This is a genomic window from Pseudomonas sp. Emmai, assembly GCF_055179735.1.
Genome location: NZ_CM143685.1, coordinates 5,858,442 through 5,869,636, shown reverse-complemented (window position 1 = coordinate 5,869,636; position 11,195 = coordinate 5,858,442). Strand labels below are relative to the sequence as shown.

Genomic DNA, 11,195 nt, shown 5'->3' with positions numbered 1-11,195 from the left:
GGATTCCTTGATCAGTCAGTGCGTGGCTGACTGTTCTTATCGGTCAGGGTCTTGTCGTCGCTGATGGCAATGTGTGCGCCGTTGTCCAGTTTGATCTGGCCGGCCGTGACCACTTGTTCGCCGCTCTGCACGCCTTTGTTGATCATCACCAGGCCATCGCGGCGGTCGCCGGTTTCGATGAAGCGGCGTTCGGCGATCAGGATCGGTTGGCCCTTGTCGTCTTTTTCCACCGTGCCGTCCTCGGCTTTTTTCTGCGCGACCACGTACAGCGAGTTGCCGTAGAGGGTGTAGGTGATCGCGCTTTCCGGCACCACGATGTGCTTTTGCGGATCCGGCAGCATCACTTGCAGGCTGGCGAACATGCCCGGCAGCAACTTGCCGTCCGGGTTGGCCAGCGTCGCACGCACCAGAATATTGCGGGTGCTGTTCTCGACCTTCGGGTTGATCGCACTGATGGTGCCGGGGAAGCTCTGTGTCGGGTAAGCCGCGACGATGACCTGGATCGGTTGGCCGAGGGCGATTTTCGGCACCGATTGTTCGGGCAGGAAGAAGTCGACATAGAGGCTGCTGAGGTCTTGCAGGGTGGCGACCATGGTGCCGCTGGGGAGGTAGTCGCCGACGTCAACCTGACGGATGCCGATGGTGCCACTGAAAGGGGCGAGGATGCGTTTCTTCGCCAGGGAGGCCTTGAGCTGATTGACCGTGGCCTTGTTCTTTTGCAACTGCGCCGAGAGCCGGTCGTACTCGCCTTTGGAGATGGCGCGGCTATCGACCAACTGACTGCCACGCCCGAAATCCAGCTGTGCCAACCCGAGGTCAGCCTGGGCGGTTTCCAGCAGGGCACTCTCCACGGCACTGTCCAGTTGCAGCAGCGGTTGCCCGGCCTTGACCTTCTGCCCGGACTCGAACATCAGCTCCTTGACGGTGCCGGCGATCTCCAGGCTCAGGTTCACTCCCTGCAACGCCTTGAGCGTGCCGACAGTGGGCAAGCGCATCTGCCACGGCTGTTCGACGGCCGTGGCCACGGCGACGCTGATGGGCGGTTTCGGCTTGGCGAAACCCTGGACCATCGTGTAGATCGAAAAGGCCTTGTACCCGCCCAGGGCCAGCACAATAAGCAGGACAACCCCCAACATGATCAGCATGCGGCGACGCAGCATATTTCCACTTCCTTGGAGAAAATCAGGTGAGACAGGCGGAACATTACTCCGAGTGCGGGGGGTAATCCAACTGGCACTTATTACAGTCTGTAATGGGGCGAACACAAAACTTGTGGCGAAGGGGCTTGCCTGTGGCGAGGGGGCTTGCCCCCGTTGGAGCGCGAAGCGCTCCCTTACATTTCTCCAGTCATCCCGCATTTACAGGTTTTACGACGGCTTCGCAGCCGAACCGGGCCAAGCCCCCTCGCCACAGGGTAAATTCACCCACTGGGGAGGAGGGCGCTCAGATGAGGTGAAGGTGGTTATCCCAGAGCCCCGCCGGCAACTCCAACGGTTTTGCAACCAGATCTGTCTGACGGCAATCGTAGTACCGGCAACGGCCCTGACCCGAGGTCACGACAAACCCGTCCGCCACCGCGCCGACTCCGGCGCAATCCGGCAGCGGCGCATCCAGGCGCACTTCGCCGCTGTCCAGGTCCCAGATGAAGAAGCGATTGCCCCGTGGCGCGGTCAGCGCGACCAGGCGCAGTTCGCTGTGCACCGCGACGCTGGCGGTGTAATGCCCCATGGCCTGCAGCTGATGCTCAGGCACCGGGAACGCCACGAACGGCTGGCCTGGACGCTTGATCGCCAGCAACTCCGACGACTCATGGGAGGGGCCCATGAATTGCTGGCTGGCGAGGATCGTGCCGTCGCTGGCAATCCCCAGGTGGCGCACACTGTTCATCTGCTGGGCCAGGGTTTCCTTGCTCAACAGCGTGCCGTCGCGCTGCATCAAAACCAGGCTCGGTTCCATGGCGTTGAGGTTCATCTCGACCCGGCTTTCGGCCTCGGTGCGAATCCCGCCGTTGGCCACCACCAGGGTTTCGCCGTCGGGCATCCATGACACCTGATGCGGGCCGACGCCGTGAGTAGGCATCTCACCGCTGTGGATAAGTCGCTCACCTTCGAACTTATACACACCCAGCAAGCCACGACCCGGATCGGAGGTGTCGTTCTCAGTGGCGTACAAGAACTCGCCATCCTTGTGGATCACCGCGTGCCCGTAGAAATGCCGGTTCGGCTGTGAGGTCACGGTTTGCAGCAACGTGCCGTCGCGCAGGTCGATCAGGTAACTCTCGGTGCCCGGACGCCGGGCGACAAACAGCGCTATCGCCAGGGTCGGGTGATTGATGATGTCGTGGCAACGCTGGCCGACCTGGGTGGCGAACACCCGGGTGCCATCCAGCCGATAACCGACGGCGTAATGCTTGCCGTCGGTATCGTCCCGCGCCGACAGCAGCAGCGGGCTCTTGTCCTTGTGCTTGAACAGCGTCCAGCCGCCCAGCGTCACTGCTCCCAGCAGCAAACTACCTAAAGTCAGAGCCTGACGTCGCAGCATGGCACTCGCCCTCATCAGTCACCGTCGTTGGCGTTGAAGCCCAGTTGGATGCCCAGCGCCTTGGCCAGTTCGCCTTCGTGCAGGCGATGGACGACGTTGAGGCTGTCGTAGAGATCGTTGAGCTGTTGGCGGCCGGCATCGTCGTTGAGCATTTCGGTCAGCGAGCGCTGGTTGCTGGCGAACAGTTTGAGCGAAGCGGCGTAGGCGGCATCGATCTTGTCGGCCAACGGCTTCTGCTCGCTCGGCAACAGACCGCGCAGGCCTTTGTTGTCGACACCTTCCCACACGGTCTTGGCGGCGGCGAGGCTGGCTTCCAGGCCCGTCAGGGACGACTGGCTACGCCACGCATCGGCCTGGAACGGTTGCGGCACACCCTTGGTCTGGCGGCCCATCGGCGTGCCGAGTTTTTTCTTCAAGGTGTCGAGGGCGGTGACTTGTACCCGCAGCAGATCGGCGATCGCTTCATGGGAATCGGCGTAACGCTGGTTCGGAAATTTGCTCATCTGCGCGAGCATGCCGTCGGTGTTGTTCCAGCTTTGCAGAATCTCTTCGGCCAGCAGTTTCTGGCGTTCGCCAATGGCTTTGAGCAGCGGGCAATACTTGGCTTTCTGCGCGTCGTTGGCCACGTCAGGCTTGCTGTCGAACAGGATGTATTCGTAGGCCGACAGGCCCTGAACCACCACGCTCGACTTGGCCAGGGCGGCGGCATCGATCTGCGGCTGGGCGGTGACCAGTTGCTCGACCTGACGGCCGACCAGGTTCTTCTTATCCGGCCAGAACTGCACCTGCCACGCACGATTGCCCTCGGCCAGCGGCCCGATCAGCAACGGTTGCAGCTCGGCCCAGGCTTTTTGCGCGTGCAGGAAATCTTTGCGAGCGGTTTCCAGGTCGGCCTTGCCTTCGCAGTAGGCGAGGGCGCTGACAGCCAGTTGACGGTCGGCATCAACCCAACGGCTGTAGGTCGGCAGGATCACCTGCTTGGCGATGGCTGCCGAAGTGACGGCTTGCGGATCCTGCGGCGAACAGGCGCCGAGGGCGAGCGCTGCAAGGCTGGTGAACAACAGTTTGGGACGGAACATGTCGGGCTCCCGATTCTTTTAAGTGCTTAGAGAGAATTCAAAAACGCCAACAACGCAGCGCGCTGCTCGGCATTGAAAGACAAAACCTGTTGCTGCGCCGCGCTCGCTTCGCCGCCATGCCAGAGCACGGCTTCAAGCAGATTGCGCGCGCGGCCGTCGTGCAAGAACTGGGTGTGGCCACTGACCGCTTGGGTCAGGCCAATGCCCCATAACGGCGGCGTGCGCCAGTCGCGGCCACTGGCTTTAAATTCGCTGCGGTTGTCGGCCAGGCCGTCGCCCATGTCATGCAGCAGCAGATCGCTGTAGGGGCGAATCACTTGATTGGCCAGTTCAGGTTCGGCGGCGTTGGCGGCGGTGGTGTATTTCGGCGTGTGACAGGTCTGGCAGCCGGCCTGGAAAAATAGATTCTTGCCGGCCAGCACTTGCGGCGCATTGATGTCGCGGCGAGCGGGCACGGCGAGGTTGCGGCTGTAGAACAGCACCAGGCGCAGAATGTTGTCGCTGACTTCCGGCTCGCCGTTCGGGCCATTGCCGTTGGGCGCCTGTTTGCAGGCGGTTTGCGCGTCGGTGCAGTCATCGAAAGGTCGCAGGCTGGTGGTCAGGCCCATATCACCAGAGAACGCGTGAACGTTTTGTTGATTGAGGTTCGGTTGCCCGGCTTTCCAGCCGAAGCGGCCGAGGACGGTTTTTTGTTGGGCGTCGTCCCAGACCTGGTTCGGGCGCCCGGCGATGCCGTTTTTGTCTTTGGCCTGGGCCTCGGCATTGGCCAGGATCGCCTCGTCGGGGATCGCTTCGAGCAGACCCAGGCCGATCATTGGCGGGGCGACGCGGGCCGAGAACCGGGTGTCGGGGTGCATCGGGCCGTAGCCCAGTTGGGTGATTTGCAGGACCGGTTTGCGCAGTTCGACTTCGGTGCCGTCCTTGAAGCGAATCGGCACGGGCGTGTAATCGACGCGGACTTTGCCTTCCGGGGCGACGCCGGGTACCGACATGTCTTGGAGTTGGCCGCCGTAGACCGGCTCCGGGACCACGCCCAGGTGCTCGATGACCTTGGCGTAGGCCGGCGCATCCGGGATCGACAGGCGCACCAGCATCGACACCGCATTGGTGGCATCAGGCGTCGGCGGGTGACCGCGACCGTCCTTGATGTGGCAGTTCTGGCAGGCGTTGGTGTTGAACAGCGGGCCGAGGCCATCCCGGGCGGTGGTGGTCGACGGGGCGATCACCCAGGGGCTACGGAAAAAACTGTTGCCGACGCTGAAATCCACCCGTCGTGACGGCGGCAGATTGGCCGAGGGCAGGGAAAACGAATTCTGATCGGTCTTGCGCACCGTCGCGGCGCCACCGGACCGGGCTTCACCGGGTTCGGCCGTTGTAAAACGCGGGGCGTCATCGCAGGCACTCAGGCCCAGGGCCATGAACAGGGTGCACCAGCGAAGAGGCAACGACGGCATCAGACTTCCTGACGGGCGAGCAAAATAAGGGCGCAAAGTCTAACAGGACGGCGGAGTTTGAATAAGAGGAATTATCGTTTGGTTGATTTGGGACAGGTTTCCCCGGATACCGCGGTCACTGCGATCCAATGTAGGAGCGAAGCTTGCTCGCGAAAGCGGCGTGTCAGTCACCAAAGATGTTGGATGTGAAGCCGTCTTCGCGGGCAAGCCTCGCTCCTACAAGGGATTGTGTTCTGGCGGGAATGAAAAAGGCGACCCGAAGGTCGCCTTTTTATTCAGCCAGCGTTGATCAGAACTCGTGATCAGCGTTGTCCGGGTTCAGGTCGCTGATGCCCAGTTTGCCAGCGGCGGCTTCGATCGAACCGGTCTGCTTGACCAGGGATGCGATGGCGTCGCGGACGATCTGGTTGCCTGCAGTGTTGCCGGCAGCGATCAACTGGTCGTAGTGCTCACCCTTGGCGGCGTGATCGACCATGACCTGGATCTTGGCTTCGGTGGCGGCCAGGTCGGCTTTCAGTGCGGTGTCGGCGGCCGGGTCGGCCTTGGCCACCAGGGACGACAGGCTGGCGCCGGTCATTTTGGTGCCGTCGACGCGGGTGTATTCGCCCAGGTACACGTTACGCACGCCTTTGGCATCGTAGAAGTGCGAGTTGTGGGTGTTGTCGCTGAAGCAATCCTGTTCGTCTTCCGGGGAGTTGGCTTCCAGGGAAACCTTCATGCGCTCGCCCGCCAGTTCGCCCAGGGACAGGCTGCCCATGCCGAACAACATTTTGCGCAAGCCGGTTTCGCCAGGCTCGGCTTCCAGGGTGGCGCGGTAGTTGTCGGCCACGTTCGGCTTCCAGTTACCGACCATTTCTTGCAGGTCGCTGACCAGCAGTTGGGTCACGGATTTCAGGTAGGCGCGGCGACGATCGTTGTGACCGCCAGTTGCGCCTTTGCCTTCCAGGTAGTCCGAAGCCGGACGGTTACCGGCGCCAGGGCCGGTGCCGTTCAGGTCCTGACCCCAGAGCAGAAATTCGATGGCGTGATAGCCGGTGGCGACGTTGGCTTCGGAACCGCCCAGCTCGTTCAGGCTGGCGAGTTTTTCCGGGGTGATGTCTTTGACGTCGACCTTGTCTTCGCCGACCTGGACTTCGGTGTTGGCGATGATGTTGGCGGTGGCGCCCGGGTTACCCAGTGCGTGTTCGTAGGTCTTGTCGACGTAGTCGATCAGGCCTTCGTCCAGAGGCCAGGCGTTCACCTGACCTTCCCAGTCGTCGATGATGGTGTTGCCGAAGCGGAACACTTCGCTCTGCAGGTAAGGAACGCGTGCGGCGACCCAGGCAGCCTTGGCGGCTTTGAGGGTGTCGGCGTTCGGCTTGGCGAGGAAGGCGTCGACGGCGGTTTGCAGGGTTTTCGCGGTAGATTCGGCATCGCTGTAAACGGCGAAGACCATGTCGGCATAATGCGCGACCACAGCTTTGGCGGCGGCTTCGTCGACTTTACCGGCAGCGGCTGGCGCTACGGCAGGAGCAGCGGCGGTGCTGGCGGCCGGCGTTGGCGCTTGTGGAGCGGCAGCCTTATCTTTGCCTTCGCCGCAACCGGCGAGGGAAATAGCGATGGCCAACAGACTGGCGGTAGCCAGAGGCATACGAATCATGGCGAACATCCTGCTTCGATTGGGGGTGGAATGGCGCTATGGGCGCGCAAAGCTGCGACATAATGCAAATCTTTCGCATTATGTGTAAAGGGTTGTGGTTGGAAATATTTCTTATTCAGGAATTTGGTGCGGTAGATCAAAAGATCGCAGCCTTCGCCAGCTCCGCGGGGATGCGATTCATGGAGCTGCCGAAGGCTGCGATCTTTTGATTTTTACAAAATAGCCGCGTTACTGCGCTGGGCCTGCTTCAAGTAGGCACTCAACTCCCGCGCCGGCAGTGGTTTGCTGTAGTGGTAACCCTGACCTTCGTGGCAACCTTCGGAAATGATGTAGGCCTCTTGCTCGGCGGTTTCCACGCCTTCGGCAATCACCTGCATGCCCAGGCTCTTGCCCAACTGGATGATCGCCCGAACGATGGTGGCATCGTCGTCGTCATCGAGCAGGTCCTGCACAAAGCTCTTGTCGATCTTGATCTTGTCCAGCGGCAGGCTTTTCAAATAGCTGAGCGATGAATAACCGGTGCCGAAGTCGTCAATCGCAATCAACGCACCGGAGCGGCGCAGGCTCAGCAAGTGTTGGGCGGCGGTGCTGATGTCTTCCATCAGGCCGGTTTCGGTGACTTCCAGTTCCAGGCTGCGCGGCGGCAGGCGGTAGATCTGCAACAGGTTGTTGACCACCCGTGGCAGCTCGGCGTGGTGCAGTTGCACGGTGGACAGGTTCACCGCCATGCGCAAGTCGGCGAAACCCTGGTCATGCCACTCGCGCAATTGCTTGCAGGCTTGATCCAGCACCCATTCGCCAATGGCAATGATGGTGCCGTTCTGCTCGGCCAGCGGGATGAACAGGTCCGGCGGTACCAACCCGTGTTCGGGATGCTGCCAGCGAATCAACGCTTCGACGCCCACCACCCGGTGATCGCGGTAGCTGATCTGCGGTTGGTAGACGAGGTAGAACTGATCGCGGGTCAGGGCATCGCGCAGGTCTTTTTCCAGTTCGCGGCGTCGGCGCATCTCGCTGTCGACGCTGGCGATATAGAACTGATAACGGTTGCGCGAGCGGGTCTTGGCCAGGGTCATGGTCTGCTCGGCTTTTTGCAGCAACTTCTCGGTGCTGTCACCGTCCTCGGGGAACAGGGTGATGCCGATGGTGGCGCGCAGGCGAATCTCTTGATGATCGAGGGCAAACGCCGCTTCCAGGTCATCGAGGATGCTTTGCGCCAGTTCGGCCGCTTCATAAGGTTGTTCGATGTCGGCCTGGACCAGTGCAAACTGGTCGCCGCCCAGACGGGCGAGGGCGCCGAGGCGGCCGCTGTGGGCGCGCAGGCGATCGGCCAGGGCCAGCAGCAGTTGGTCGCCGGTCTGGTAGCTGAATTGTTCGTTGATGCCCTTGAAGTCATCCAGGCCCACGACCAGCACCGCGACCCGGCGTTGCAGCTTGCCGGCATCGACGAGGATCTTGTCCAGTTGCTGCTGCAATTGCTGGCGGTTCGGCAGGCCGGTGAGGAAATCGTACTGGGCCATGCGCAACAGGCTGTTTTCGGCTTCGTGGCGCAGATGGGTATTGCGTTCGATGGATTCGAGCAACTGGTTGGCGGTGTTGATCCAGATACCCAGTTCGTTCTTTTCGTGGCCCTTGATCTGCGGAATCTTGTGTTCGCTGGGGCGGTCGGGGTTGATCTCGGTCAGGTGCTCGATGATCCGCGACAGCGGCTTGGTCAGCAGCCAGTGGTACACCAGGTACAGCACCAGGCCCATGGCGAGGGCGCGCAAGACACCGGAAATGAAGATGATCACCGAGCTGACGATGAAACCCTGGCCATAGGTGGCGGTGTCGAGGGTGATGCTCAGGTCGCCGTAATATTCGCTGTAGGGCCCACGACCCACCAGTTGGGTGGTGAACGTGCGTTCCTGGCCGAGGATCAGGTCGGTCAGCCAGCGGCTGTTGGAATGCTGCAGTTCGCGGGACTTTTGCGCGAGCATGGCTTCGTTGGGATGGCCGATGGAGGCCTGGCGCACGGCGTCGTCCTGGAACAGGCCCTCGATGACTTGCATGCCCATCTCCCGGTCCAGGCTGTAGACGGCCTGGGTGGAGGGGTCGCGGAACATGTCGAGGATGCGCTGGGCATCACCGGCCACGGCCTGGCGTGTTTTATAGGCATCGAAAACGATCTGCGCGCAGCTCAAGACCACGCCGACGATCAATGCCGACAGGAGCACGACCCGGAGCAACTTCACCGACAAGCTGTTCTTGAGTTCCAGCTTCAAAGGGTTATTCCTTGTTCCGTGCGGGTAGCATCAAGTTGCCATGAGTATTGGCAATCCCGTGATGGCAGTCAAAGGGACAATTCAGCCCTGGGGATTTTGCCTGTAGCTTGGCCAATATGCTGTTGTTTTGAGTGTTTGTCCTATTTGTACTGTGTCGGTAGTTTTGGTCTTCAACTTGAGGGGGATCGGGACTATTTTTCCTTTGGGTTGATGTTAGTCCGCTGTGGCGTTGGGGCAAGGGGCTTGCGGCTTGTTTCATCGTCGGAAATTTCGACTGGGCTTGTGGGGCTTGGCGGCCTCTGGGCCGACCAGGTTGTTGTTGGTTGAGTACATATCCATTCCTGCGGTTACGGCCACTTATGGTTTCGCTCTTACAGCGAGTCCCTTTTGGCAAACGCCCCAAAAGGAACCAAAAGGTCTCGCCCCGGCGTCCGGCCCCTCGCTTAGGCTCGGTGTTCCCTCGCTCCGGTCCTGCTCCGTGGGCCCGCCGCCATCGGCCATCCATGGCCGGGGGCGGCTAGCCCGGCATCCATGCCGGGCTGCCCACTACGCAGAACCTCCACTCGGCCTCCCGAAGGGGCGGTAGAGCAAGATCAAAAGCAGGCGAGCTAACGCTCGGCCTAATGAGTGGTGAGGGGCGGGCGGGTGTTCGCCGCTCTGCTTCTGCTTTTGTAGGAGCGAGGCTTGCCCGCGAAGGCGGCCTGGCAGCCGACCCATTTGATCGTTCCCACGCTCCGCGTGGGAATGCCGCCAGGGACGCTCCGCGTTCCGTTTTTGTTTAATGGGTTGCGAAAATACCGGACGTTTCCCACGAGGTTTTCAGGTTGCCCGTAGGAAGCGGGTTCAATAACCTTTTGGGTGTCGCTGAAACCTCAGTGATCGGGTGTGAGAACCCGGCAACTTATGGTCATACAGAACCCGTACACGCATAATTGCCGCCAGCTTATCCTGTCGTAAATGCGTTATGGCGGCTGTGTGCGGGCAGACTTTTGTCTGGTCCGGGTGTCCATGACCGGTTTTCTCACCCCGCACATAGCTGCCACCTCTTCACCGCGTGAGAACGGTAAGTGGTGGCCCTCAACGCGTGAGGAATTTTTATGGATAAATTAATCCCAGACCCACCCTACACCCCCAACCCCATGTTCCAGATTTCCCCGGACATGAACATCGAAACCCTCCTGGCCCATGCCTGTGAGTCATTGGCTTCGGCAAGTGTCCTGGCCAGCGATTTCGCCACCTATCTGAGCGGCTCCCAGCGCAGCACGGCACTGGCCATTGCGCAGGTCGTCATGCTGGCGGACCTTGCTGTGAATCGGGCATTGGACATCGTCGACCCGCAGGGGTAGGCATTCCGTCAGGTTGACCGCGTTATCGTTCTTCGCGGGCAAGCCTTGCTCCTACAGGTTTTGTGTCGTGCGCATTACCGCGATTCAACCCCAAACCTGTAGGAGCGAGGCTTGCCCGCGAAGGCGTCGGTACAGGCTACGCCTTTTGATCGTTCCCACGCTCCGCGCGGGAATGCCGCCAGGGACGCTCCGCGTTCCGTTTTTTGTTTAATGGGTTGCGAAAATACCAGACGTTTCCCACGATGTTTTCAGGTTGCCCGTAGGAAGCGGGTTCAATAACCTTTTGGGTGTCGCGGAAAAATTCTGCGACCGGGTGTGAGATCCCCAGACTAAGCAATTGGAAACCAGTGCTGGGCCCTCCATAATTGCCGGCAGCTTGAGGCTGTCAGCAACGTTCATGGCGGCTGTGTGCGGGCGGACTTCGGTCCGGCCGGGTTCCTTTTGCCGGTGATCTCACCCTGCACATAGCTGCCACCTCTTTCTTCGAGTGAGATCGGGAATTGATGGCGCGAACCTCAAAAGGAGATTCAAGTGGATAAATTAATCCCAGACCCGCCCCGCAACCCCAGCCCCATGTTCAACATCTCCCCGAACCAGAACATCGAAACCCTCCTGGCCCACGCCTGTGAATCCCTGGCTTCGGCAAGTGTCCTGGCCAGCGATTTCGCCACCTATCTGAGCGGCTCCCAGCGCAGCACGGCGCTGGCTATTGCGCAGGTCGTCATGCTGGCGGACCTTGCTGTGAATCGGGCGTTGGACATCGTCGACCCGCAGGGCTAGGCATTCCGTCAGGTTGACCGCGTTATCGTTCTTCGCGGGCAAGCCTTGCTCCTACAGGTTTTGTGTCGTGCGCATTACCGCGATTCAACCCC

The 11,195-nt window shown here is 60.8% G+C and carries 8 protein-coding genes; 2 read left to right on the top strand and 6 right to left on the bottom strand.

Going from position 1 to position 11,195, the window contains the following annotated elements:
• Positions 1-11: 11 nt before the first annotated feature.
• The 6 genes from ACY4LX_RS26915 to ACY4LX_RS26890 all read right to left on the bottom strand — a co-directional run bounded on the left by ACY4LX_RS26915 (position 12) and on the right by ACY4LX_RS26890 (position 8,977).
• Complete coding sequence (locus ACY4LX_RS26915; RefSeq protein WP_463258337.1) at positions 12-1,160, bottom strand: efflux RND transporter periplasmic adaptor subunit; 1,149 nt, start codon at positions 1,158-1,160, stop codon at positions 12-14.
• A 283-nt stretch (positions 1,161-1,443) separates the two neighbouring features.
• Positions 1,444-2,541 carry a DUF1513 domain-containing protein gene (locus ACY4LX_RS26910; protein WP_463258336.1) on the bottom strand — a complete coding sequence of 366 codons (1,098 nt, stop codon included), beginning with the start codon at positions 2,539-2,541 and terminating at the stop codon, positions 1,444-1,446.
• 14 nt (positions 2,542-2,555) lie between these two features.
• A complete protein-coding gene (locus ACY4LX_RS26905; RefSeq protein WP_149657960.1) occupies positions 2,556-3,620 on the bottom strand; it encodes an imelysin family protein in 1,065 nt (354 codons plus the stop codon).
• Between the two features lie 26 nt (positions 3,621-3,646).
• On the bottom strand, positions 3,647-5,074 hold the full coding sequence (locus tag ACY4LX_RS26900) for a di-heme oxidoreductase family protein (RefSeq protein ID WP_463258335.1): 1,428 nt from the start codon (positions 5,072-5,074) through the stop codon (positions 3,647-3,649).
• A gap of 289 nt (positions 5,075-5,363) precedes the next feature.
• Positions 5,364-6,713, bottom strand: a complete 1,350-nt coding sequence (locus ACY4LX_RS26895) for an imelysin family protein (protein WP_463258334.1) — start codon at positions 6,711-6,713, stop codon at positions 5,364-5,366.
• A gap of 212 nt (positions 6,714-6,925) precedes the next feature.
• Positions 6,926-8,977: a putative bifunctional diguanylate cyclase/phosphodiesterase gene (locus ACY4LX_RS26890; protein ID WP_149657957.1), complete on the bottom strand. Its 2,052-nt coding sequence runs from the start codon at positions 8,975-8,977 to the stop codon at positions 6,926-6,928.
• A gap of 1,097 nt (positions 8,978-10,074) precedes the next feature.
• Between ACY4LX_RS26890 and ACY4LX_RS26885 the strand changes: the two genes are divergently transcribed.
• Together ACY4LX_RS26885 and ACY4LX_RS26880 are read left to right on the top strand one after the other, a co-directional pair.
• Positions 10,075-10,323 carry a DUF6124 family protein gene (locus tag ACY4LX_RS26885; RefSeq protein WP_149657956.1) on the top strand — a complete coding sequence of 83 codons (249 nt, stop codon included), beginning with the start codon at positions 10,075-10,077 and terminating at the stop codon, positions 10,321-10,323.
• Positions 10,324-10,854: 531 nt separating this feature from the next.
• Positions 10,855-11,103 carry a DUF6124 family protein gene (locus tag ACY4LX_RS26880; protein WP_463258333.1) on the top strand — a complete coding sequence of 83 codons (249 nt, stop codon included), beginning with the start codon at positions 10,855-10,857 and terminating at the stop codon, positions 11,101-11,103.
• Positions 11,104-11,195 lie beyond the last annotated feature (92 nt).

Coding starts and splice junctions, on each gene's coding strand:
- ACY4LX_RS26915 (WP_463258337.1), bottom strand. CDS start 1,160: ATGCTGCGTCGCCGCATGCTGATCATGTTGGGGGTTGTCCTGCTTATT.
- ACY4LX_RS26885 (WP_149657956.1), top strand. CDS start 10,075: ATGGATAAATTAATCCCAGACCCACCCTACACCCCCAACCCCATGTTC.
- ACY4LX_RS26905 (WP_149657960.1), bottom strand. CDS start 3,620: ATGTTCCGTCCCAAACTGTTGTTCACCAGCCTTGCAGCGCTCGCCCTC.
- ACY4LX_RS26900 (WP_463258335.1), bottom strand. CDS start 5,074: ATGCCGTCGTTGCCTCTTCGCTGGTGCACCCTGTTCATGGCCCTGGGC.
- ACY4LX_RS26910 (WP_463258336.1), bottom strand. CDS start 2,541: ATGCTGCGACGTCAGGCTCTGACTTTAGGTAGTTTGCTGCTGGGAGCA.
- ACY4LX_RS26895 (WP_463258334.1), bottom strand. CDS start 6,713: ATGATTCGTATGCCTCTGGCTACCGCCAGTCTGTTGGCCATCGCTATT.